Source organism: Streptomyces himalayensis subsp. himalayensis, assembly GCF_013778455.1.
Classification (GTDB): Bacteria; Actinomycetota; Actinomycetes; order Streptomycetales; family Streptomycetaceae; genus Streptomyces; species Streptomyces himalayensis.
On record NZ_JACEHE010000045.1, the window covers coordinates 1 to 22,738 of the forward strand.

Annotated in this window: 20 protein-coding genes; 13 read left to right on the forward strand and 7 right to left on the reverse strand. The window is 69.9% G+C overall.

Annotated features, from left to right (window positions below; translation table 11 throughout):
* Positions 1–485: MarR family winged helix-turn-helix transcriptional regulator (locus H1D24_RS37895; protein WP_181662289.1), on the forward strand; the 485-nt coding region annotated here is incomplete at its 5' end.
* A gap of 45 nt (positions 486–530) precedes the next feature.
* Here the strand turns inward: H1D24_RS37895 and H1D24_RS37900 are convergent.
* Both H1D24_RS37900 and H1D24_RS37905 read right to left on the reverse strand, forming a co-directional pair.
* Positions 531–2,078 carry an MFS transporter gene (locus H1D24_RS37900; protein WP_181662290.1) on the reverse strand — a complete coding sequence of 516 codons (1,548 nt, stop codon included), beginning with the start codon at positions 2,076–2,078 and terminating at the stop codon, positions 531–533.
* A 219-nt stretch (positions 2,079–2,297) separates the two neighbouring features.
* Positions 2,298–2,945, reverse strand: a complete 648-nt coding sequence (locus tag H1D24_RS37905) for a TetR/AcrR family transcriptional regulator (protein ID WP_181662323.1) — start codon at positions 2,943–2,945, stop codon at positions 2,298–2,300.
* 406 nt (positions 2,946–3,351) lie between these two features.
* Between H1D24_RS37905 and H1D24_RS37910 the strand changes: the two genes are divergently transcribed.
* Positions 3,352–4,635, forward strand: coding sequence for a M6 family metalloprotease domain-containing protein (locus tag H1D24_RS37910; RefSeq protein ID WP_181662291.1), 1,284 nt, complete (start codon positions 3,352–3,354; stop codon positions 4,633–4,635).
* A 70-nt stretch (positions 4,636–4,705) separates the two neighbouring features.
* Here H1D24_RS37910 and H1D24_RS37915 read toward each other — a convergent pair whose 3' ends face one another.
* Positions 4,706–5,467, reverse strand: a complete 762-nt coding sequence (locus H1D24_RS37915; protein ID WP_309484596.1) for an ATP-binding cassette domain-containing protein — start codon at positions 5,465–5,467, stop codon at positions 4,706–4,708.
* A 356-nt stretch (positions 5,468–5,823) separates the two neighbouring features.
* On the opposite strand from H1D24_RS37915, the gene H1D24_RS37920 reads away from it, so the two are divergent.
* From H1D24_RS37920 to H1D24_RS44455, 4 genes are all read left to right on the forward strand, one after another.
* Complete coding sequence (locus tag H1D24_RS37920; protein ID WP_181662293.1) at positions 5,824–6,939, forward strand: substrate-binding domain-containing protein; 1,116 nt, start codon at positions 5,824–5,826, stop codon at positions 6,937–6,939.
* Positions 6,940–7,000: 61 nt separating this feature from the next.
* The gene (locus H1D24_RS37925) at positions 7,001–8,011 is read left to right on the forward strand and encodes an ABC transporter permease (protein ID WP_181662294.1); all 1,011 of its coding nucleotides are present in this window, start codon (positions 7,001–7,003) and stop codon (positions 8,009–8,011) included.
* A gap of 137 nt (positions 8,012–8,148) precedes the next feature.
* Positions 8,149–8,628 (forward strand): MarR family winged helix-turn-helix transcriptional regulator, encoded by a 480-nt coding sequence (locus H1D24_RS37930; RefSeq protein ID WP_181662295.1) that lies wholly within the window; start codon positions 8,149–8,151, stop codon positions 8,626–8,628.
* 137 nt (positions 8,629–8,765) lie between these two features.
* On the forward strand, positions 8,766–11,204 hold the full coding sequence (locus H1D24_RS44455) for an MFS transporter (RefSeq protein ID WP_181662296.1): 2,439 nt from the start codon (positions 8,766–8,768) through the stop codon (positions 11,202–11,204).
* Between the two features lie 414 nt (positions 11,205–11,618).
* On the opposite strand, the gene H1D24_RS37940 is transcribed toward H1D24_RS44455, so the two are convergent.
* Positions 11,619–12,350, reverse strand: coding sequence for a TetR/AcrR family transcriptional regulator (locus H1D24_RS37940; protein ID WP_181662297.1), 732 nt, complete (start codon positions 12,348–12,350; stop codon positions 11,619–11,621).
* Positions 12,351–12,432: 82 nt separating this feature from the next.
* Here H1D24_RS37940 and H1D24_RS37945 point away from each other — a divergent pair, with 82 nt between their 5' ends.
* A complete protein-coding gene (locus tag H1D24_RS37945; RefSeq protein WP_181662298.1) occupies positions 12,433–13,605 on the forward strand; it encodes an FAD-dependent monooxygenase in 1,173 nt (390 codons plus the stop codon).
* Between the two features lie 25 nt (positions 13,606–13,630).
* Complete coding sequence (locus tag H1D24_RS37950) at positions 13,631–14,014, forward strand: nuclear transport factor 2 family protein (RefSeq protein ID WP_181662299.1); 384 nt, start codon at positions 13,631–13,633, stop codon at positions 14,012–14,014.
* 85 nt (positions 14,015–14,099) lie between these two features.
* Here the strand turns inward: H1D24_RS37950 and H1D24_RS37955 are convergent, their stop codons facing one another.
* From H1D24_RS37955 to H1D24_RS37965, 3 genes are read right to left on the reverse strand one after another with little or no spacing between them, the layout of a single operon-like run.
* Positions 14,100–14,792: a 3-oxoacid CoA-transferase subunit B gene (locus H1D24_RS37955; protein WP_181662300.1), complete on the reverse strand. Its 693-nt coding sequence runs from the start codon at positions 14,790–14,792 to the stop codon at positions 14,100–14,102.
* Positions 14,789–15,484, reverse strand: coding sequence for a 3-oxoacid CoA-transferase subunit A (locus H1D24_RS37960; protein WP_181662301.1), 696 nt, complete (start codon positions 15,482–15,484; stop codon positions 14,789–14,791). Before H1D24_RS37960 ends, H1D24_RS37955 begins: the two co-directional genes overlap by 4 nt.
* Positions 15,481–16,686 carry a thiolase family protein gene (locus H1D24_RS37965; RefSeq protein ID WP_181662302.1) on the reverse strand — a complete coding sequence of 402 codons (1,206 nt, stop codon included), beginning with the start codon at positions 16,684–16,686 and terminating at the stop codon, positions 15,481–15,483. Before H1D24_RS37965 ends, H1D24_RS37960 begins: the two co-directional genes overlap by 4 nt.
* 71 nt (positions 16,687–16,757) lie before the next feature.
* Here H1D24_RS37965 and H1D24_RS37970 point away from each other — a divergent pair, with 71 nt between their 5' ends.
* The 5 genes from H1D24_RS37970 (at position 16,758) to H1D24_RS37990 (ending at position 22,258) form a co-directional block, all read left to right on the forward strand.
* Positions 16,758–17,639: a LysR substrate-binding domain-containing protein gene (locus H1D24_RS37970; RefSeq protein ID WP_181662303.1), complete on the forward strand. Its 882-nt coding sequence runs from the start codon at positions 16,758–16,760 to the stop codon at positions 17,637–17,639.
* 379 nt (positions 17,640–18,018) lie between these two features.
* Positions 18,019–19,509, forward strand: coding sequence for an aldehyde dehydrogenase (locus tag H1D24_RS37975; RefSeq protein ID WP_181662304.1), 1,491 nt, complete (start codon positions 18,019–18,021; stop codon positions 19,507–19,509).
* 135 nt (positions 19,510–19,644) lie between these two features.
* Positions 19,645–20,241, forward strand: coding sequence for a nuclear transport factor 2 family protein (locus tag H1D24_RS37980; RefSeq protein WP_181662305.1), 597 nt, complete (start codon positions 19,645–19,647; stop codon positions 20,239–20,241).
* Positions 20,241–21,308, forward strand: coding sequence for a maleylacetate reductase (locus tag H1D24_RS37985; protein WP_181662306.1), 1,068 nt, complete (start codon positions 20,241–20,243; stop codon positions 21,306–21,308). Before H1D24_RS37980 ends, H1D24_RS37985 begins: the two co-directional genes overlap by 1 nt.
* An 11-nt stretch (positions 21,309–21,319) precedes the next feature.
* Positions 21,320–22,258, forward strand: a complete 939-nt coding sequence (locus tag H1D24_RS37990) for a hydroxyquinol 1,2-dioxygenase (protein ID WP_181662307.1) — start codon at positions 21,320–21,322, stop codon at positions 22,256–22,258.
* Positions 22,259–22,738 lie beyond the last annotated feature (480 nt).

The following is a 22,738-nucleotide window of genomic DNA, read 5'->3' on the forward strand; positions in this document are numbered from 1 at the left end:
CAGAGCCGCGCTGGCTGACCAGCGAGGAACAGCGCATCTGGCTGGCGTATCTGAACGCCACCATGCTCCTTGAGGACCATCTCGACCGGCAGCTGCAGCGGGACGCGGGTATGCCGCATGTTTACTACGGACTGCTCGTACGGCTCTCCGAAGCCCCGCGGCGCAGGCTGCGGATGACCGAGCTGGCCATGGTCGCCAAGATCACGCGCTCGCGCCTCTCGCACGCGATCGCGCGGCTGGAGAAGAACGGCTGGGTGCGCCGCGAGGACTGCCCATCGGACAAGCGCGGCCAGTTCGCCGTGCTCACCGATGCGGGGTACGAGGTGCTGAGCAGGACGGCACCCGGCCATGTGGCAGCCGTCCGCCAGGCGCTCTTCGACCGGCTCACGCCCGAACAGCAGAAGTCCCTCGGCGAGATCATGCAGATCGTCGCCGAGGGACTGGAGCCGAAGGACGCTGGCGCGGACCTGCCCTGGCTCCGCTGAGCCCGCGACCGTTGGTTGTCGGGCCTCAGATGCCCGTACGCCGGGCTAGTGCGCGACCACCGGCACGTGCACCTCGTCCTGCGCGTCCTCGCTGTCGGCCCGCCCGGAGGCCGTGGCCCCGCCCGGGCGGCCCGTGTTGACGAAGGTCAGCGCGATCACCGCGGACACGACCAGGATGCCGACGGCGAACCAGATCGCGTTCGTGTAGCCGTGCACCATGCCCTGCAGCTGCACCAGCTGCTGCTGCGGCTTGGAGGCCGCCGTGGCGATGTGGTCCTTGATGTACGCGGTGGTCGCGGACGCGGCGACGGTGTTCAGCAGCGCCGTGCCGATCGCCCCGCCCACCTGCTGCGAGGTGTTGACCATCGCGGAGGCGACACCGGCGTCCCGCGGCTCCACACCATGGGTGGCCAGCGACATCGCGGGCATGAACGCCGTACCCATGCCGAGGCCGAGCAGCAGCTGTGCCGGCAGCAGCAGACCCACGTACGACGAGTCGATCTCCATCTGCGTCAGCAGCAGCATGCCGACCGCGGCGACGAGGAAGCCCGGGCCCATCAGGAGACGGGGCGCGACCCGGGTCATCAGACGGGCGCCGATCTGCGTCGAACCGGCGATCATGCCGACGATCATCGGCAGGAACGCGAAGCCGGTCTTGACCGGGGAGTACCCCTTCACGATCTGCAGGTAGTACGTGAGGAAGAGGAACAGCCCGAACATCGCGATCACGGCGAGGCCCAGCGACAGGTAGACGCCGCCGCGGTTGCGGTCGGTCAGCACGCGCAAGGGCAGCAGCGGCGCCTTCACCTTGGACTCGACGAGGATGAACCCGGCCAGCAGCACCGCCGATGCGACGAACAGGCCGATGGTCACGGAGTCCGACCAGCCGTCGGACTCGGCGCGCGTGAACCCGTACACCAGGGACACGAGGCCCAGGGTGGAGAGGATCACGCCCGGGATGTCGAGGGACGATCGGTTGCGGGAGCCGGCCGGCTCACGGATGACGAAGTACGCACCCGCGGCCGCGACCACGGCGAACGGGATGTTCACGAAGAACGTCCAGCGCCAGTCGAGGTACTCGGTGAGGAAGCCGCCGAGAATCAGGCCCACGGCGCCGCCGCCACCGGCGATCGCGCCGTAGATGCCGAACGCCTTGGCGCGCTCCCTGGCCTCGGTGAACATCACCGCGAGCAGGGACAGCGCGGCCGGCGCCAGCAGCGCGCCGAACACACCCTGCAGAGCGCGGGCGCCGAGCATCGTCGCCTCGCCCTGCGCCGCACCGCCCAGCGCGGAGGCCGCGGCGAAGCCGATCAGACCGGTCACGAACGTGCGCTTGCGGCCCCAGAGGTCGGCGATACGGCCGCCGAACAGCAGCAGACCGCCGAAGGCGAGGGCGTAGGCCGTGATGACCCACTGCCGGTTGCCGTCGGATATGCCCAAATCCTGCTGGGCGGAGGGCAGTGCGATGTTCACGATGGTCGCGTCGAGCACGACCATCAGCTGGGCGAGCGCGATGAAGACGAGCGCTTTCCAGCGGTTGGCGTCGGGGGCGGAGGCTGCTGCCTGCGGAGCAGCCTTGGCGGTTTCAGGCATGGAGGTACCCACTTCGGGACGTGGACGTGGCAGGGAGTCGGCGGGCGTAACGCTCGAGCTCGTCAACGTTGACGGGCGAAGCGCGCAGAACTCATCAGCCGAGCAGGGAACCTGATGGAACTCGGCTCGAACTCGGCTTGAACTCGTTTGTGGATCGGGGTCGGTGTCGGTCGGGACCGGTGTGGTCCATCGGTCGGGACCGGTGTGGTCCGGTGCGTGTCAGTCCGGCCGCCTCAGATCCTCCAAAGTGGCTGCGGTGCCCGGCAGTTCGGAACGGGCGGGGGCCTGCAGACCGTCCAGGAACAGCTGCAGATGGCGGTGGACGAAGCGGTCCATGCCCAGGCACCCGGTTCCGGGCAGCGGCCTGGTGAGCTGGCTGAGTGCGACCATCAGATCGCCGACGGCGACGTCGGAGCGCAGCTGCCCGGCCCGCCGGGCCCGCTCCATGAGCGCCTCGACGAGAGCCTCGATCCGTTCGCGGGCGGCCAGCAGATCCGGGTGGTGCTTGTCGAAGCTGCCGGAGAGCATCGGGCACAGGGCGCCGACCCGCTCGTCGGCGGCTGCGTGCACGAAGCGGCGCAGGGCCGCGAAGGCGTCGCCCTCCTCGGCGAGCGCCGCCTCGGCCAGCTCCGACGTCCCGTCCATGACCGAGCACACGACCTCGCGTACGAGTGCCTCGCGATCGGGAAAGTGCCGGTACAACGTGGCGTTTCCGACGCCGGCGCGGCGCGCGATCTCGTCGAACGGCACCTCGGCGCCGAACTCGACGAACATCTCGCGCGCGGCGGCGACGATCCGCTCCCGGTTGCGCAGGGCGTCGGCCCGCGGGCGGGACGTACGGCGCTGCGCGACGGTGGCGGCGTCCACGGCGTTCACGTGTGCACTCCTCTTGGCGGCCGACTTCGGTTGACGGCTGACTTCGCCGGACGGCTGACTTCGGTTGACGGCTGACTTCGGTTACGGCTGACGAACGACCCCCGGGTGGCCCCGGATTGCCACGGATAGTTCCCCGTGGTGGCGGGGTGATCCACGGATCATCCGTCGTCCGTCGGGCGATCCGGGGATTCCCTCCCCGATTCGCCCGGACACCTGACTAAACGGGGAAACGATCCCCGGTTATTTCCCGCACTCCCTGTGAACCGAGTCACACCCTCTCCCCCGCCGGAAACCCACGATCGGCGCACCCAGCAGGCGCCCGCGCATCCCTCGGCACAGGGTGATCGAGAGGGAGCAGCCAGATCGGCCCGGCTGCCGCGGAGCGGAAGGCCACTGCATGCAGCCGACCAGCCGTCGTCGGATACGCGGCCCGCGCCGCACCGCCGTCCTTGCGTCGCTTGCCGCCCTGACCCTGGCGGTGACCACGTCGGCCAGCACCGGCGGGCTCATGGCCGACTCGACCACCGCCTCGGGAGCCATGAGCCGAGGCCGCAACGCCGCACTCAGCCCCTGCATGATCAACGGCGTGATAGGCGTACAGATGTCCGAGGGCATGCCCACGGCGACCGGTTACGCACGCTCCACGGGCACGGTCCGGGCCCTCAATCTGATGGTCGACTTCCCCGACGTGCCCGGTGAGGGCAGCGCGGCGGACCGCCTCGCCGAGTTCTTCCCACAGACCCGCGACTGGTTCCGCACCAGCTCGTACGGCCGTCTCGACTACCGCCCCGAGGCCCCCATACGGCACTGGCTGCGGATGCCAAAACGGTTCACGGATTACGGCATACAGCGGGGCGCCCCCTTCGACCCCGGCTATCGCCGGCTCGTGGACGACATCATCGCCGTAGCCGACCCGGACGTGGACTTCCGTGCGTACGACCTGGTGAACGTACTGATAACCCCGAACGCCGGCCCGTCCGCCCTCGACACCGTCCTCTCCGTCACCTTCGCAGGCAACCACGACGCCCCGGTGGCGGACGGCGTCCCGATCGCCAACGCGTCCTTCGTCTACAGCCGCCAGGACGACGGCTCCGGCACCTACGACGAGACCGGCTACCGGGTCCTCCCCCATGAGAACGGCCACGTCTTCGGACTGCCCGACCTCTACACCCAGGAGGGCGGCGGCGCCGTCGGCCACTGGGACATCATGAGCGAGGACTGGGGTGCCAACAACGACCTGCTCGGCTGGCACAAGTGGAAGCTCGGCTGGCTCGACAACACCCAGATATCCTGCGCCTCCACGCGCGGCACATCGGAACACCTCCTGACTCCCCTGTCCCGGTCCGGCGGCCCGAAGCTCCTCTTCATACCCCTGACGAAGACGACCGGCTACGCCGTCGAGGTACGCACCCAGGCAGGCAACGACGAGGCCGTCTGCAAGCCGGGCGTGCTCGTCTACCGCGTCGACGCGGACATAGACACGGGCCACGGACCGATCACGGTCGTCGACTCGACCCCGCGCAGCGGCGGCTGTACCCGCCGCCCCAACGTCCACGCGGAACTCTCCGACGCGACGTACGGAGCAGACAGCACCTTCACCGACGCCAAGAGCGGCGTACGGATCACGGTCGCGGGGGCCGAGCGTGGGGGTGACTACCGGGTACGGGTCACGCGATCGTGACGCAGCGGTGCTGATGGACGAGGCGCTGCTCTGGATCAGGCGCTGCTCTGGATCAGGCGCTGCTCGGGGATCAGGCGCTGCTCGCGGCACCGGTGATCGAGGAGATGATCTGGTCGTGAGAGGTGGTCGGCACATCGAAGAAGCCGTTGTTGCGGCCGAGCCGCAGCACCGCCGCCCGATCCGCGACGGCTTTGACGTCCCCCATGTTGTGGCTGATCAGAAGCACCCCGATGCCGCGCTCGCGAAGCTGGTCGACGAGATCGAGGACGTGACTGGTCTGCTGGACGCCCAGAGCGGCCGTGGGCTCGTCGAGGAGTACGGCCTTGGGCTCGCCGAGATGCGCACGGGAGATCGCGACACTCTGCCGTTGCCCTGCCGACAGGACGGCGACGGGGACACGTACATCAGGGATGCGGATCCCCAGCTCGTCGAGCTGTCTGCGGGCCTCCCGCCGCATACCGCCGCTGTCGACCAGCCGGCAGATGCTGCCCAGAGGGCCGGCGCGTCGCCGCTCCCGTCCGAGAAAGAGGTTCTCGGCGACGTCGAGGTTGTCGCACAGCGCCAGGTTCTGGTGGACGGTCGCGATGCCCAGACGCTGGGCGTCCCGGGGCGACCTGACCTGCACAGACCGGCCCTCCCACTCGATGACGCCCTTGTCCGCGGGTACGACACCCGAGATGACCTTGATGAGGGTGGACTTGCCGGCGCCGTTGTCGCCCAGTAGCGCGACGACCTCACCACTGTGGATCTCCAGCTCGACGTCCATGAGGGCCTGGACGGCGCCGAACCGCTTGGAGATTCCACGCAGCGCCAGCAGAGGCGGGGCGGTCACGGGCACCTCACCTTCTCCGCTCGACGGGGTGACGCCGCACGGCCTCGGCGGAGACCTGGACCTCATGCCGTACGAGCCCCGCAGGCGCTCCCTACCAGGCCGTTCACCATCCTTCGCCTCAACGACCACGGCCGCAATCCATAGGTCTGCATGCCGTCCGTCTGCCCGCCCCCGGGGGCACAAGCCGACATAGCGGAAGATTCTGGACGCATGATGTAGGTCACGGAGAGTTCGTATGACACAGAGTGCGTACGCCACAGAGCGCGCAGGACACAGAGCGCGTACGACACAAAGCGCGCATGACGCATGACACAGAGCGCGCATGACGCTGCCGCCGGCTGGAGGAGGTGTCACCCATGGGCCACGACCGCACAGGCCGCGAACCCGCAGGCCGCGAGGGCGCAGACCGTAAGCCCCCAGGCCGCGAGCGCGCAGACCGTAAGCCCGCAAGCCGCGAGCGCACCCGGCAGCGGCGCCGAGGCCACGGGTTCGCACTCCTCGCGACAGGAGTCTTGCTGCTCGGCGGCGTCGCGTGCGGCGGAGGTCAGGACTCCGCGGGTGGCCAGAAGGGCGAGAAGATCACGATCGGCCTGGTGACCAAGACCGAGACCAACCCCTTCTTCGTGACGATGCGGGAGGCCGCCGCGACCGCGGCGGCGAAGCACAACGCTGAGCTCATCGCTCTCTCCGGCAAGTTCGACGGCGACAACGAAGGTCAGGTCGCCGCGATCGAGAGCCTCGTCTCCCGCGGCGCGAAGGGCATCCTCGTCACACCGTCGAACACGACGGGCATCCTGGACGCGATCGAGGACGCCCGCCAACAGGGCATCCTGGTGATCGCACTCGACACCACGACCGACCCGGCGGACGCGGTGGACGCCACGTTCGCGACCGACAACTTCGAGGCGGGGCGGCTGCAGGGTGCCTACCTCAGGGCCGTGCTCGGCGACCGGGAACCCAAGCTGATCATGCTTGACGGTACGCAGGGCTCCTCGGTCAGCCGCCAACGCCACGACGGTTTCCTCAAGGGCTTCAAGCTCAAGGAGGGCTCGCCGGCGATCGTCGGCCGCGCGGACACCAACGCCGACCAGAACACCGCGCAGGCCGCGCTGGAGAGCCTGCTGCAGCGGGCGAGCGACGCGAACACCATCTACACCATCAACGAACCGGTGGCCGCCGGCGCCCACGCGGCAGTCTCCGAAGCCGGGCTCGCCGACCAGGTGACCATCGGTTCCATCGACGGCGGATGCACGGGCGTACGCGACGTGAAGGCCGGCAAGTACGCGGCCACTGTCATGCAGTTCCCGGTCAGGATGGCTGACGACGGTGTGGCCGCGGTCGCCGAGTTCGCGAAGAGCGGGAAGAAGCCGTCGGGCTTCACGGACACGGGCACGGCGCTCATCACCGACAAACCGGTGAAGGGGCTGAAGTCACAGAACACGGCCTGGGGACTCGACCGATGCTGGGGATGACATCCCGGCTGCTGGGGTTGGCATCCCGGTGTGCAGCGGTTCGAAGGGACCACCGCACCCCATGAGATCACCTGCCACCGCGCCCGCCCCCGAGAGCGAACCGGCTGCCTCACGCCGGGAACTGCTCCGGTACGCCCTGCGCACGCCGACCGCCGGCCCCCTGGCCGCCCTGATCGTCGCCGTGGTGGCCTTCTCACTCGCCACGGAAACGTTCCTGACACCCGCCAACCTGTCCCTGGTACTGCAGCAGTCCATCGTGATCGGCACGCTGGCCCTGGGCCAGTCCCTGATCATCCTCACCGCGGGCATCGACCTCGCCAACGGCGCCATCGCGGTCCTCGGCACGGTCATCATGGCCAGGCACGTCTTCGAGGGCGGCAATCCCGCGGCAGCAGTACTGCTCGGCCTGTTCGTGACGACGGCCATCGGACTGGTGAGCGGGCTGCTGGTGACCCGCCTCGGCCTCCCCCCGTTCATCGTGACCCTGGGGATCCTGACCGTCGTCTACGCGGTGAGCAGGCTCTACTCGCAGTCCCGCAGCTATCCGGTGACGGACGAACTGCTCCGCTTCTGGGGAAACGGCATCCGCATCGGCGGGGCACTCGTCACCTGGGGAACGTTCGTACTGGTGGGCCTGTACGCCTTCTTCTGGTACCTGCTCGCCAAGACCGCCTGGGGCCGCCACGTCTACGCCGTCGGCAACGCACCCCAGTCAGCCCGCCTGACGGGCATCAACGTGCAGCGCACGGTGCTGTCGGTGTACGTCACCGCCGGGCTGCTCTACGGCTTCGCGGCCTGGCAGGCCCTCGGCCGCATCCCCAACGCCGACCCGAACGCCTACCAGACCGCGAACCTGGAGAGCATCACCGCCGTCGTCATCGGCGGAACAAGCCTGTTCGGCGGCCGCGGAGGCGTCGTCGGAACCCTCATCGGGACACTGATCGTCAGCGTGCTCCGCTCCGGCCTCACCCACGCAGGCATCGACAGCCTCTACCAGGACGTAGCGACCGGCACCCTCGTCATCGTGGCAGTGGGCATCGACAAGGTCCTGCGAAGAGGCCCCACCCGATGACGGCGGTTTCCAGGGACCGACGCCCTCCCAGGGGCCGAATCCTCACCGCCCACCCAATGCCTTCGTGGGATCCGGGCCAGCCGCGGCCATCAATCAGTCTTTTGACATAGGTTTCTTTTCATAGGTAACTTGGCGGCATGACCGGAATCAGTGAGGCTCACATGAGCCAGGGCGCCGACCATGTGGCCGCAGGCCTCGTGGCGTGCCTGCCCGTGCTGAACCGGTACCTCAAGCAGAGCATCGACGGGCACCTGCCCTACCGCAAGCTCCCCGAGCGGCAGTTGGCCCTGCTTCAGTACGTCGCCGAGCACGACGGCGCGACCGTCCACAAGGCGGCCGAGGCGCTGCGGATGATGCCGAACAACGTCAGCGCCCTGGTCACCCGCCTCACCGACGCGGGCCTGCTGGAACGGCATCAGGACGACACCGACAAACGTGTGGCGCACCTGTGCGTCACTGCCAAGGCGCGTCAGCGCCTCAGCGAGGTCGAAAACATCGCAGCGGCGCAGTTCGCGGCCGCGCTGCGTACCCTCACCGACGGCGACCGCGACGCCCTCGGCTCGGCGCTCGGCGCCCTCGAGGCTCTCACCCGGCGCCTGCGCGACCACTCCGCCTGACCGGTCCGACTCTCCCCGTACGCCTACTGCCCTTGCCGCTGCTGCGACGGGGCCGGGTGTGCTGCTCGCATACGCAGCTCTCCACACATGTCCACGCGCCCTAGCCGCGCGCCGCACGTCCCGAGGACAGCTCACACATGTCTGTCACCGCTGTTTCCACAGCGCCCACTCCCGTATCCAGCCCCCACCCCCGCGGTCTTCGCGCCAACCCCTGGCTGACGCTGCTCGCCGTCGGGCTCGGCCTGTTCATGGTCGGCCTCGACGGCTCGGTCGTCTCGATCGCCAACGCCGAGATCGCCCGCGACCTGAACGCCACCACCGCCGAACTGCAGTGGGTCACCAACTCCTACCTGCTCGCTCTCGCCGCCGCCCTCATCCTGGGCGGCAAGCTCGGCGACCGCTTCGGGCGCCGTACGGTCTACCTCGTCGGCGTCGTCGGGTTCACCGTCGCGTCCGTCGCGATCGGCCTCGCCGGCTCGATCGAGGGCGTCATCGCCTTCCGGGCCGTGCAGGGCCTCTTCGGTGCGATGCTCATGCCCAACACCCTCGCGTTGCTGCGTGCCGTGTTCCCGCCGAAGAAGTTCGGCATGGCGGTCGGCATCTGGGCGATGATCTCGTCCGTCTCCACCGCGCTCGGCCCGATCGTCGGCGGACTGCTCGTCGAGCACGTCAACTGGGAGTCCGTCTTCTACATCAACGCCCCCATCGGCGTCATCGCCCTCCTCTTCGGCCTCGTGGTGCTGCCGCAGTCCAAGAACGAGGCGGCCGCGGGCGAGAAGTTCGACGTGCCCGGCGTCGTGCTGCTCGCCCTCGGACTGCTCGCCGTCGTCTTCGGCGTCGTCAAGGGCGAGACGTGGGGCTGGACTTCGGCCGGCACGCTCGGCGCGATCGTCGGCGGTGTCGTCGTCCTGGTCCTCTTCGGCTGGTACGAGACCCGCGTCGCGCACCCCCTCCTCCCCATGCGGCTGTTCCGCAACCCGGCCCTGACCATCGGTACGATCGTCACCGCGCTGAACTTCTTCGTCCTGCTCGGCGTGATCTTCTTCGTGATGCTGTACCTGCAGAACGTACGTGGCTTCACGCCCGTCGAGTCCGGTGTGCGCACCCTGCCCCTCAGCCTCGCCTCCATGCTGGCCTCGCCGCTCGGCGCGAAGCTCACCGAGAAGTTCGGACCGCGCCTGACCATGCCGCTCGGGATGGTGCTCCAGGCCGGCGCCGCGTTCACGATGCTCGCGTGGAGCGCCGACTCGTCGTACGCCACCATGTGGCCGCCGTTCGTCGCGCTCGGTTTCGGCGTCGGCATGGTGATGTCCGCGTCCTCCGACGCGATCGTCGGCAACGCCCCCGTCCAGGACGGTGGCATCGCGGGTGGCCTCCAGGCCACTTCGCTCCAGGTCGGCGGCGCGCTCGGCACCTCGGTGCTCGTCTCCCTCATCAGCAGCCGCGTCGGCTCCACACTCACCGACTCACTGACCGACTCCGGCGTGCCCCACTCGGCAGCCGCTCGCTTCGAGGAGGCGAAGGACGCGGTCGCGATGGGCGTCGCCCCGGTCTCCGACGCGATGCCCGCACAGCTCAGGGCCGCCGTGGTGGAGGGCAGCCACACCGCCTTCATGAACGGCGTCCACACCGCCGTCCTGCTCACCGGCATCCTCGCCCTCGTCGGCGCCGCCCTCGCGGCGTTCGGCCTTCGCGCCCGGAAGGACGGGCACGACGAGAACGACGCGAAGGTGCCGAGCCCGGCCGCGCCCGCCCCAGACGCTTCGCCCGTCTCGGTAGCGACCCCGAGTGCCGCTGCCGCGGTCCGGTCCTCCGGCGGCATCCCGGTCAGCGGCCACGTCATCGGCGCCGAGTCGGCACCCGTGCCGCAGGCAGCCGTCACCCTGATCTCGCTGGGCGGGCGGCAGGTGGGCCGCGTGGTGGCCCACCCGGACGGTTCGTACACGGTGGACGCGCCGGGCGCGGGCAGCTACGTGCTCATCGCCTCCGCCGAGGGCTACCAGCCGCAGGCGTCCACGGTGGTGATCGGCGACGAGCCGGTCTCGTACGACATCCTGCTCTCCGGCACCAGCGGCCTGGTCGGCACGGTCAGGTCGGCCGACCGCAAGGAGCCGGTCGTCGGCGCCATGGTGGTCGCGGCCGACGTGCGTGGCGACGTGCTCGCCGCCGGGCTGACCGACGCGGACGGCACCTTCGGCTTCGCCGAGCTGGTGCCCGGCCAGCTGACCCTCGCGGTGACCGCGGCCGGGTACCGGCCGATCGCGCTGCCTGTCGAGATCGCCGCGCAGGGCGTCACCAGGACGGAGGTCGAACTGTTCTCCGGCCTGCCGGTGCAGGGTGTGGTCACGGCCGCGGGCCGGCCGCTGAACGACGCGCGGGTCACGCTCGTCGACGCGGTCGGCAACGTGGTGGTCACCGCGATCACCGGCGAGGACGGCGGCTATGCCTTCACCGACCTGGACGGCGGCGAGTACACGGTCATGGCGGCCGGCTACCCGCCGAAGGCCACCCACCTGACCGTGCACGGCTCGGGTGTGAAGAGCCACGACATCGAGCTCTCCTACCCGACCGAGTGACAGACGCCGGGCCGGACGCACCCAGAGCGGAAGGATGCCCGGCCCGGCGGTGAAGAAGCCTGGACCCGGTGGTCGGTGGCGGCAGGGGACGGCCTGCCGCCACCGGCCCGGGATTCACCACGAAAGGCCGTCGGCTTTGCCAGGCCATGGCCGACACAGTCCCGCAGCGGAGACACCACACACCCTGCTGTGCCGCCCGACCTCGCCCGATCGTCCACTCCGAGCACCCGGCGGCGGAGGGTCAGACCACGCGGGGACGCGACACGGCCCCCCTTGGCGTGGCCACAACGCCGCTGCCGCCGGAGGCCCCCTCAGGCGTCTCTCCATGGCCGGGCCTGCCGTAAGTAACGGGGATGAGCCGCAGCCCCTGTGCCCTCGTCGTCCTGTCTGCCCGACCGGCGGGGCCCCTGCCGCTCAGCGGGCCGCCGAGCGCGAGCGGGCCTCGGCGAGCGTGCCCTGGGCGGCTGCCAAGGCGGCGAGAACGTCCTGAGCGGCTGCGCGGAGGGTGACCTCGTCCGGCCCGGCGGAGGTTTCGAGGGCTGCTTTGATCGTGTGGCCGAGCAGGTCCGCCCGGTGGTCCGGGGGGAACTCCTCGCTCGGGGGGACGGCGATGCCCCCCGTCATGAACCCGGTCAGCACCGCGTCGATCGTGTGGATCTGGTCCGCCGCCGGTGCTGTGACAGTCACCAACCCGTGCGCGCGCCATACGTCGACGACGCGGGCGAGCAGGGTGTGGAAGCCGAGTTCCTGGATGACGGGAAGGCCGTTCGCGGTGATGGCGAGCGCGCCGAGGACATCGCTGTCACCGGCGTGGAGGGCCCGGTCGAGGGGGTTGCGGGTCTGCTGCAGGAACACCTCCCGGACCAGCCTGCTGGGCAGGGCGGCGGACGCGTCCTGCCCGATTCCGGCGGCGAGGATGCCGAGCTGCTTGTGGAGTTCGCGCCGCAGCAGTTCGGTGAACAGCGTCTCTTTCGTCTTCCAGTGCAGGTAGACGGTGCCCTTGCCGATACGGGCGCGGCGGGCGATCTCATCGACGGTGACCCGCTTGTAGCCCCACGCCAACAGCAGCTCGCGCGCGGCGGCCAGGATGCGCTCGGCGCGTTCGTCGTCGGCCTGCGGGGAAGCGGCCAGGCGATCCAGGGTCATGAACACAGCATCCCACCCGACTCGTCGTGTGACCAAATTTCAAAACTGGTCATGCGGTATCGACCACGGGTATGGTCGAGGCATGACCTCTTCGTCGCTCCCCCCACGGGGCGCCCGCCGTGCCCTCATCGTCGGATCCGGCATCTCCGGTCTGGCCGCGGCTCTGAGCCTGCACCGGGCCGGCTGGCAGCCCCTGATCATCGAGCGGGCGCCAGAACGCCGCACCGGCGGCTACTTCGTCCGCTTCAACGGCCCCGGCTACACCGCCGCCGAACGCCTGGGCATCCTGGACTCGCTTCCGGACCGCCGCGACCCCGAGGGGCGCGCGTTCGAAGTCGACTCCCGCGGTCGCCTCACACCTGGCCTGACCTTTCCCGAACAGGTCAACGGCACCCCGATGCGGATGCTGCTGCGCAGCGATCTCGAGCGCGTCCTGTACGAGGCGGTCCAGGACCTGGTGGAGATCCGCTACGGCACCGGGCCCGCGGCCATCACCCAGGACCGCGACCAGGTGACCGTGACCCTCACCGACGGGTCCGTGGAGAGCGCGGATCTGCTCATCGGCGCCGACGGCATCCACTCCACCGTCCGCTCCCTGGTCTTCGGCCCCGAGGACCTCTACCGCAAGGACTTCGACCACGTCGTGGCCGCCTGCGTCATGGACGGCCCGCTGCCCGGCATGCGCGACGGCGACACCCTGGTCGCCACCGCCCCCGGCCGCTCCGCCTGGATCAACAGCTACCGCGACCACCCCCCGGTCGCCTTCCTGCTCTACCGCACCGACTGGCCGGCCGCCGAGATCCGCAAGAAGCCCTCCGACGCCCTGCGCCAGGCCTTCGCCGGCTTCGGCGGGGACATCGTGCCCGCCATGCTGGAGGCGATGGACCGCTCCGAGTCCGTCCTGTTCGACCAGGTCAGCCAGATCCACCTGAGCCGCTGGAGCCAGGGCCGGGTGCTCCTGCTCGGCGACTCCGCCTGGTGCATGACCCTCCACTCCGGACAGGGCTCCGGCATGGGCATCGCCGGCGCCGAACTGCTCGCCCGCCTGCTCACCGAACACGGCGACCTGCCGACCGCCCTGGGCAGCTGGGAACAGCGACTGCGCCCGCTCGTCACCCGCTACCAGAAGGAAGCCCTGCGCATGCGGCACTTCTTCATGCCCGCCAACCGCTTCGGCCGCATCGCCCGCAGCACCTTGATCCGCGCCGCCTCCACCCCGGTCGGCGCCAAGCTCGGCAAAGCCCTGATGAGCTGACACCTCACGGGAAAGAGGAAGTGCAATGACTCAGACGACCGAGACGGTAGTCGATCGCTACATCACGCTCGTTGACCGTGCGGTGCACGAGCCGGAAGCACTGCAGGAGCTGGAGTCGGTGTTCGCGCCGCAGGCCACCGTGCAGTTCGGTGAACTCCCTCCGGTGACCGGCCTGGCCGACATCACGGAGTTCTACCGACGCTTCTACTCGGACATGGCCGACAGCAAGCACGTGTGGACCACCACGGTGCTCGACGACGAAGGAACGATCGAGGTCCGCTTCATAGCGGCCTGGCGCACCGCCGATGGGCAGCTCGGGTCCCAGGGCGGCATCGAGCGCGTGACCGTCGACGCGGACGGGCTGATCAGGGAGCTGCGGGTGCTCAGCTTGGAGAGCGACGGCGCCTGACCAGCCAGGTGGGACGGGATCCTGTGGTGGCGGTCGTGGCCGGTTCCCGTCCCCCAAGCGGGGAACGATCACACAAGGACGCGGTCTAAGACAGCGTGATGCCGAGTCGCTCCGCCAGCTCTTGGGCGCTGACGCCGTACGTCTCCCGGATCCGTACGCCGTCGGGGCCGACGTCGAAGACGCCGCAGTCCGTGTACACGCGGCTGACGCAGCCGACGCCGGTGAGCGGGTAGGTGCACTGCGGCACGAGCTTCGGCTCACCGGAGCGGGTGAAGAGCGTCATCATCACGTAGACGTCCTTGGCGCCGATGGCGAGGTCCATGGCGCCGCCGACGGCAGGGATGTCGTCGGGCTTACCGGTGTGCCAGTTGGCGAGGTCGCCGTTGAAGGCGACCTGGTAGGCACCGAGGACGCAGACATCGAGGTGCCCGCCGCGCATCATCGCGAAGGAGTCGGCGTGGTGGAAGTACGCCGCCCCCGGCAGCTCGGTCACCGGGACCTTGCCGGCGTTGGTCAGGTCAGGGTCGACCGCGTCGCCCTCGGCCTTCGGGCCCATGTTGAGCATGCCGTTCTCGGTGTGCAGCACCACCCCGGAGTCGGCCGGCAGATGGTCGGCGATCTTGGTGGGCTGCCCGATACCGAGGTTGACGAAGGAACCGGCCGGGATGTCACGTGCGATGACGGCGGCCAGCTCGTCCATCGAGAGCCGGTGGTCGGCGCTCCTCGGCGCCCCGGCGTACGCCTGGCCGCTCGACGTGGTGGTTGACGTGGTGGTCATCGCGCCCCCTGCACGGTGTAGTGACGGGCCTTCGCCTGGACGACCCTGTCGACGTAGATGGACGGGGTCACGACGGCCTCGGGGTCGAGCTTCCCTGGCTCGACGACCTGGTCGACCTGGACGATGGTCGTCGTCGCGGCCGTGGCCATGACCGGCCCGAAGTTGCGGGCTGTCTTGCGATAGACAAGGTTGCCCATCGCGTCCGCGACGTGCGCGCTGATCAGTGCGTAGTCGCCCCTGATGGGGTACTCCAGCAGGTACTTGCGACCGTCGATCTCACGCTCCTCCTTGCCCTCGGCCAGCGGCGTGCCGACCGCGGTCGGGCAGTAGAACGCGCCGATGCCGGCACCGGCCGCGCGCATCCGCTCGGCGAGGTTGCCCTGCGGCACCACCTCGAGCTCGATCTTCCCCTCGCGGTAGAGGCCGTCGAAGACCCAGGAGTCAGCCTGGCGCGGAAAGGAGCAGAGCACCTTGCGTACCCGGCCGGCGGCCAGCAGCGCGGCCAGCCCGACATCGCCGTTGCCGGCGTTGTTGGACACGATCGTGAGGTCCTTCGCACCCTGCCGGATGAGCGCGTCGATCAGATCGAACGGCATGCCCGCCATGCCGAAGCCGCCGACGAGAATGGTGGACCCGTCCTCGATGCCGGCGACCGCCGCATCTGCGCTCTCGACGATCTCCGCCCGGCTCACTGGGCCGTCTCCGTGACATCGCAGTTCTCGAGTACGACGGCCAGCCCCTGCCCGACCCCGATGCAGATCGCGGCGACGCCGTAGCGCTGCCTCGTCTCGCGCAGAACCTTGGCCAGCGTGGCGAGGATGCGGCCGCCCGAGGCGCCCAGCGGGTGCCCGATCGCGATGGCGCCGCCCTTCTGGTTGACGATGTCGGAGTCCACCTTCCACGCATCGAGGCAGGCGAGCGACTGCACGGCGAAGGCCTCGTTGAGCTCGACCGCGCCCACCTGGTCCCAGCCGATCCCGGCCCGGGCCAGCGCACGGTTCGCGGCCTCGACCGGGGCGTAGCCGAAGGCCTGCGGCTCCAGCGCCATCACACCGCGGCCGGCGATACGGGCGATCGGGTCGGCCCCGATCGTGGCCGCGGCCTTCTCACTGCCCAACAACACCGCGGAGGCACCGTCGTTGAGCGGGCTGGCGTTGCCCGCGGTGATGGTGCCGCCCTGCTCCGGTGTACGGAACACCGGCTTGAGTCCGGCCAGCACCTCCGGCGTGGATCCGGCTCGGATGCCCTCGTCGCGGGTCAGGTCGACGCCTTCGACCGGCACCACCAAGTCGTCGTAGAAGCCCGACTCCCACGCCGCGTGGGCGAGTTGGTGGGAACGGGCGGCGAACTCGTCCTGCCGCTCGCGGGAGATGCCGAAGCGCTCCTGAAGCTGCTCGTTGGCCTCGCCGAGGCTGACCGTCCACTCCTTCGGCATCCGCGGGTTGACCAGCCGCCAGCCGAGCGTGGTCGAGACGGCGGTGACGTCGCCGGCCGGGAACGGTTTCGCCGACTTGGGCAGTACCCACGGCGCCCGCGTCATCGACTCCACGCCGCCGGTCAGCACCACCTCGGCATCGCCGGACTCGATCATTCGGCCGGCCATCATCGCCGCATCGAGGCTCGACCCGCACAGCCGGTTGACCGTGGTGCCGGGCACGCTCACCGGAAGCCCGGCGAGCAGCGCCGCCATGCGGCCGACGTTGCGGTTCTCCTCGCCGGCGCCGTTGGCGTTGCCCCACACCACGTCGTCGACCGCGGCAGGATCGAGCCCCGGCACCCGGGCGAGCGTCGAGGTGATCGCGGCGGCAGCGAGGTCGTCAGGGCGGACGCCTGCCAGCGCGCCGTTGAAGCGTCCGAACGGCGTTCGCGTCGCGGCGTACAGGAATGCACTCATGGCAGCGACGCTAATCCCGGGCCACGATATTCTGAAGTACGCATATCCGAGCCAATTGATACGGACAACATATGGATCTGCGTCACCTGCGGTACTTCGTGGCGGTGGCCGAGGAGCGCCACTTCGGTCGCGCCGCCGAGCGGCTCCACATGGCCCAGCCGCCGCTCTCCACGCAGATCCGCCAGCTCGAAGCAGAGCTCGGCGTCGAGCTGCTCCGCCGCACCACACGCCGCGTCGACCTCACCGAGGCCGGCCGGGCCTACCTCGAGCGGGCGCGCGCGCTCCTCGCCGACGTCGACGAGGCCGCCCACCACGCACGGCTCGTCGCCGCCGGCGCGGTGGGCCACCTCGCCATCGGGTGCGTGGGCTCGGCGACGTACAGCCTCCTGCCCGCGCTCTCGCGGCGGCTCTCGGAAGAGCTTCCCGGCGTCGACTTCGCCTTCTGCGGCGAGATGCTCGCGCCCGACCAGGTCGAGGGGCTGCGCACCGGCGCGATCGACGTCGCGCTGCTGCGCCCTCCGGCGGCCGACCTCTCCCTCACCGTGCACACCCTGCGCCGGGACCGGCTCGTCGTCGCCGTACCGGTCGACCACCCCCTCGCCCGCCGGAAACGGTTGCGGGCAGCGGACCTGGCCGGTGCCGACCTGATCGTGCACTCCGCCGACCGCCGGTCGGTGATGTACGACGTCGTGCTGGGCCTCCTGCGCGACGCCGGCGTCGAGCCGCACATCCGCCACGAGGTCGGCGAGACCTCGACGCTGGTCACGCTCGTGGCCGGCGGCCTCGGCGTCGCAGTCGTGCCCGAGCCCGTGACCGCGCTGGCGCTCGACGGCGTCGCCTACCTACCGCTGGCCGGAGCCGACGCACGCGTGGAGCTGGCCGTCGCCCACCGCGCGGACCGCTCCGAGCCGCACCTGGTGCGCACCGTGGGGATCATCCAGGCGATGTTCTGAGACGTCCACCGACGCCGGACAAGGCTCCCGCTTGACGCGCCAACAAGCCCCAACGGCCGTCCCTCACCCCTCGGGTCGTGATCACTACTTCATCCGGCCTCGGCGTGACTCCGACGCACACGCGGTTCGGCTGCTAACTCCGGCTCAACCCTCTGCGTGGGCAGCGTCGTCCTCACATCGACCCGGGGCGACGTTCCGGGGAGAGGCGGTCGCCCGATGCGAGGTCACCGGCGGGGAGGCGCCGGGAAGGCCGGCCGCCTTGCCCTCACGCGGCTGTTCGATGAACGGACATGAGGGTTCAGGACTTGACGCCGGGGGCGGAGAGTTCGACATGCAGGTTTCGTGCGGCGATCGCCGCTGTTAAGAGGTGAGGCAACACATGTCAGCCACTGAGACCGAGGCACCCACTTCCGGCGCGGTCCGGACCAGCGACCTCCTCATCGCGGGCGAGCACGTCGCGGCCAGGGACGGCCGCTACTACGAGACGACCGAGGCCCTGACCGGTGAACCGATCGCACGGGTGGCGGCAGCCTCCGTCGAGGACGTCAATCTCGCGGTGGACGCAGCGGCGGCCGCCCTTCCGGAGTGGTCGGCCCTTCCGCCGGCCGCACGGCGGTCGGTTCTGGAGCGTGCGGCCGTCCTGCTCGGCGAGCGCACCGACGAGATCGTCGCCACGATGAGCCGCGAGATGGGTGCCACTCTCCCCTGGTGCGGCTTCAACGTGCACGTCGCGAAGGGCATGCTCGTCGAGGCGGCGGCCCAGGCGTACGCGGCCGTCGGCGAGGTCATCCCGTCGGACGTGCCCGGCCTCACCGCCCTCGGCGTGCGTCAGCCGGTCGGCGTCGTCGTCGGCATCGCACCGTGGAACGCGCCGCTGATCCTCGGCGTACGCTCCATCGTGTGGCCGCTGGTGTGGGGCAACACCGTGGTGCTGAAGTCCTCCGAGCAGACGCCGCTCACCCAGGCCGCCATCGTCCAGGTGCTGCACGATGCGGGCGTGCCCGCCGGAGCGGTCAACCTCATCAGCAACGCGCCAGAGGACGGTCCGAGCGTCGTCGAGGCGCTGATTGCCCACCGCGCCGTGACACGCGTGAACTTCACGGGATCCAGCCGGGTCGGCCGTGTCATCGGCGAACTCGGCGGTCGCCACCTCACCCGTGTAGTGCTCGAACTCGGTGGCAAGGCGCCTTTCCTGGTCCTTCCCGACGCGGATCTGGAGGAGGCCGCCGCGGCGGCCAGCTTCGGTGCCTTCATGAACCAGGGCGAGATCTGTATGTCGACCGAGCGCGTCATCGTGGACAGAACTGTCGCCGACGAGCTCTCCTCCCGCCTGGCCGAGCGTGCCGCCAAGCTCGTCGTCGGACCCCCGAGCGACCCCGCCTCACAGATCGGTCCGCTCGTCCACGCCGGCGCCCGGGACCACGTGATCGCGCTGATCGAGGACGCCCGTGACAAGGGTGCGCAGATCCTGACCGGTGGCACGGCCGACGGCCTGTTCGTGAAGCCCACCGTGCTGCGCGGTGTCACGCCGGACATGCGCATCTACAGCGAGGAGTCCTTCGGACCGGTGGTCTCGATCATCGACGTGGATTCGACCGACGAAGCCGTCGCGGTCGCCAACGACACCGAGTACGGGCTCTCCGCCGCGGTCTTCGGCAAGGACGCGGCCGCCGCGCTCGACGTGGCTCGCCGGATCAGGTCCGGCATCTGCCACATCAACGGCGCCACCGTGCACGACGAACCCCAGATGCCCTTCGGCGGTGTCGGCGCCAGCGGCTGGGGTCGGTTCGGGTCCCGCGCCGCGCTGGAGGAGTTCACCGAGTTGCGCTGGATCACCATCCAGTCCGGATCCCGCCACTACCCCATCTGATGTTGCGACGAGGGCGTACGGCGCACGTGACATGGCGTGTGCCGGGCCACCACTCTCCCGGCTGCAACGGGATCGGGTCGGCCGGTCACCGGCTACTTGCACCCCGTAGAACGAGACCAGAGCGGAGATCGAACCATGCCGCAGCCCGACAACGACCACCACGAGATCCGGCAGCTCGTCGAGAACTGGGCGCTGTGGCGCGATGCCGGGGACTGGGGCCGCTTCGCCACGGTCTGGCATCCGCGCGACGGCTGGATGAGCGCCACGTGGTTCCAGGGAAGCGCCACCGACTTCATCAAGGCCAGTCGTGAAGGCTTCGAAAACGGAGTCAGCATCCTGCACTTCCTGGGTGGCCACACCGCGGACATCGTCGGCGACCGGGCCGTCGCCCAGACGAAGATGACGATCAACCAGCGCGCGAGCATCGACGGCATCGAGGTCGATGTCGTCTGCACCGGCCGCTTCTACGACTTCCTCTCCCGCCACGAGGGGCGCTGGTCCCTCGTGCGTCGGCAGCCGATCTACGAGAAGGACCGGCTCGACGTCGTGGACCCCGCTGCCTCACTGACGTTGGACCCCGAACTCCTGGATCGGTTCCCGACCGGCTACCGGCACTTGGCGTACCTGCAGACCAAGGCGGGTTTCACGGTGAAGGACGGGCTTCCCGGCCTCACCGGCACAGCAGTCGAGCAGCTCTACGGCGAAGGCAAGCAATGGCTGGCGGAGGCCTGATGAAGTTCACACACGAAACCCTTCCCCAACGCGTGGTGTTCGCAGCCGGGGAGTCGCCCGCCGCCGTCGCGGCGGAGGTCGAGGCGCTCGGCCGTTCCAAGGTCATGCTGATCGCGTCGGACCGCGAGAAGGAGCTGGCCGACCCCATCGCCAAGGAGATCCCGGTCGTGCTGCGTCACGAGGAGGTCGTGATGCACGTGCCGGTCGAGGTCGCGGGGCGAGCCCTCCGGGCGGCGGTCGACGCGGGTGCGGACATCCTGGTCAGCGTCGGCGGCGGCTCGACCACGGGTCTGGCCAAGGCGGTGGCGTTGACCACCGGGCTGCCGATCGTCGCGGTACCCACCACGTACGCGGGCTCCGAGGCGACCAACGTGTGGGGTCTGACCGAGGGTGAGACCAAGACCACCGGCGTGGACGACAAGGTCCTGCCCGCATCGGTCGTCTACGACGCCGGTCTGCTGACCACGCTGCCCGGCGGGATGACCGTGGCCAGCGGCCTGAACGCGATGGCGCACTGCGTGGACTCGATGTGGGGGCCGCGGACCGACCCGATCGACCGGGCGCTGGCGCAGGAGGGCATCCGCGCACTGGCGACCGGCCTGCCGGCGGTGGCCGACGACTCGACCAGCGTCGAGGGCATCGAGCAGACGCTGTACGGCGCCTACCTCGCCGCGGTCGCGTTCGCCTCGGCCGGCTCCGGGATGCATCACAAGATCTGCCACGTACTCGGCGGCATGTTCAACCTCCCGCACGCACAGACCCACGCGGTCGTGCTGCCCTATGTACTGGCCTTCAACGCCCCGCAGGCCCCCGAGGCGGAGGCGCGTATCGCCCAGGCCTTCGGCACGGTCTTCCGCACCGAGGCGGCGAGCGCCGGCCTGGCCGCCCTGCGCCAGGTGCTGGACGCGCCGAGGGCGCTGCGCGACTACGGCATGCCCGAGGACGGCATCGCCAAGGCGCTGGGGCCGATCACGCAGGCGATCCCCGCCAACAACCCCACCCCTGTCACCGAAGAGAACCTGACCGCGCTGCTGAAGGCAGCGTGGGCCGGCGACCCGATCAACTGAAGGAGGCCGTCATGGCTACCTACGTCAACCCCGGCTCGGCCCAGGCCGGTGCCCACGTCACGATCTACCGCGAGGTGTCGCGCGAGCAGCAGGTGGTCGAGCAGCGGCTCGTCGACAACGTCGTGGCCTCCTTCGACGCCTGCCAGGACCCGCGGCTGCAGGAACTCATGATCTCCCTGGTCAAGCACCTGCACGCCTTCATCCGCGAGGTCCGGCTGACCGAGGAGGAGTGGGGGACGGCGATCGACTTCCTCACCAAGGCCGGCCATATCACCGACGAGGCCCGGCAGGAGTTCATCCTGCTGTCCGACACCCTCGGCGCGAGCATGCAGACGATCAACGTCAACAACCAGGCCTACGAGGGCGCCACCGAGGCGACCGTCTTCGGGCCGTTCTTCGTCGAGGACTCCCCCGCGATCGAACTCGGCGGTGACCTGGCCTTCGGTGCCCCCGGCGAGCCCTGCTGGGTCGAGGGCACCATCACCGACACCGACGGCACCCCGCTCGCCGGTGCGCGGATCGAGGTGTGGGAGGCCGACGAGGACGGGCTCTACGACGTGCAGTACGAGCCCGGCAAGCGCGCCGGCCGGGCGCACCTCTTCTCCGCGGCCGACGGCGGCTACCGCTTCTGGGGCCTCACCCCGACGCCGTACCCCATCCCGAACGACGGGCCCGTCGGCAAGATGCTCGACGCGGTCGGCCGCTCGCCGCTGCGCGCCGGCCACCTGCATTTCCTGGTGTGCCACGAAGGGGCGCGCACGCTGGTGACCCACATCTTCCCCGAGGGCGACCCGATCGGCCGCAAGGACAGCGTCTTCGGCGTGAAGGGCTCACTGATCAAGCGGTTCGAGCGGCAGCCCGCCGGCACGCCGACGCCCGACGGCCGCGTCATCGACGGCACGTGGAGCCGGGTGCGCTTCGACATCGTCCTCGCCCCCGCGGGCGTATGAGCGTGCAGGCACGCGATCCCCCGGGGCACGGCAGTCTGTTGGATCGGCGGCGTGAGCTGCTCGTCACGCAGCCGGCGAGCCGGCTTCGGCCCCTTCTTGGGGCGGAATACTCCGACGACAACAGCTGGAGCACCCGGCAGACGGGATCTCCCCCGAGACCCTTCTGGAGCAGGTGGTCGCCCCCGGAGGGGGCGCCCACCTCGGCCCTCATCCTGGGCCGGTCGAACTCCTGGGCGACAACACACTGGCAGCCTTCAGGATCTCGTCACCCGCTTCAACCCGGCGTGCTCTGCGCGGAATTGCTTCAGCTCCTCGCGTTCCGCGGTGTCGAGGCGCTTGATGCCCGCCTGCCGGGTTTCGCGCGACGACGACCACGCGTGCGCCCTCGCGCGCGAACGCCTGTGCAACTGCCAGTCCCAGTCATCTGTTGCCGCCGGTGACGAGGCAGGTACTCCCGAGAAAACGCTGACGCCGGTCCTC

Bases quoted from the DNA above. Each gene is read 5' to 3' on its own strand.
- H1D24_RS37950 (WP_181662299.1), top strand. From the start codon at position 13,631: ATGACTCAGACGACCGAGACGGTAGTCGATCGCTACATCACGCTCGTT.
- H1D24_RS37965 (WP_181662302.1), bottom strand. From the start codon at position 16,686: ATGAGTGCATTCCTGTACGCCGCGACGCGAACGCCGTTCGGACGCTTC.
- H1D24_RS37940 (WP_181662297.1), bottom strand. From the start codon at position 12,350: ATGACCCTGGATCGCCTGGCCGCTTCCCCGCAGGCCGACGACGAACGC.
- H1D24_RS37970 (WP_181662303.1), top strand. From the start codon at position 16,758: ATGGATCTGCGTCACCTGCGGTACTTCGTGGCGGTGGCCGAGGAGCGC.
- H1D24_RS37975 (WP_181662304.1), top strand. From the start codon at position 18,019: ATGTCAGCCACTGAGACCGAGGCACCCACTTCCGGCGCGGTCCGGACC.
- H1D24_RS37980 (WP_181662305.1), top strand. From the start codon at position 19,645: ATGCCGCAGCCCGACAACGACCACCACGAGATCCGGCAGCTCGTCGAG.
- H1D24_RS37985 (WP_181662306.1), top strand. From the start codon at position 20,241: ATGAAGTTCACACACGAAACCCTTCCCCAACGCGTGGTGTTCGCAGCC.
- H1D24_RS44455 (WP_181662296.1), top strand. From the start codon at position 8,766: ATGTCTGTCACCGCTGTTTCCACAGCGCCCACTCCCGTATCCAGCCCC.
- H1D24_RS37930 (WP_181662295.1), top strand. From the start codon at position 8,149: ATGACCGGAATCAGTGAGGCTCACATGAGCCAGGGCGCCGACCATGTG.
- H1D24_RS37945 (WP_181662298.1), top strand. From the start codon at position 12,433: ATGACCTCTTCGTCGCTCCCCCCACGGGGCGCCCGCCGTGCCCTCATC.
- H1D24_RS37990 (WP_181662307.1), top strand. From the start codon at position 21,320: ATGGCTACCTACGTCAACCCCGGCTCGGCCCAGGCCGGTGCCCACGTC.
- H1D24_RS37920 (WP_181662293.1), top strand. From the start codon at position 5,824: ATGGGCCACGACCGCACAGGCCGCGAACCCGCAGGCCGCGAGGGCGCA.
- H1D24_RS37900 (WP_181662290.1), bottom strand. From the start codon at position 2,078: ATGCCTGAAACCGCCAAGGCTGCTCCGCAGGCAGCAGCCTCCGCCCCC.
- H1D24_RS37925 (WP_181662294.1), top strand. From the start codon at position 7,001: ATGAGATCACCTGCCACCGCGCCCGCCCCCGAGAGCGAACCGGCTGCC.
- H1D24_RS37955 (WP_181662300.1), bottom strand. From the start codon at position 14,792: ATGACCACCACGTCAACCACCACGTCGAGCGGCCAGGCGTACGCCGGG.
- H1D24_RS37910 (WP_181662291.1), top strand. From the start codon at position 3,352: ATGCAGCCGACCAGCCGTCGTCGGATACGCGGCCCGCGCCGCACCGCC.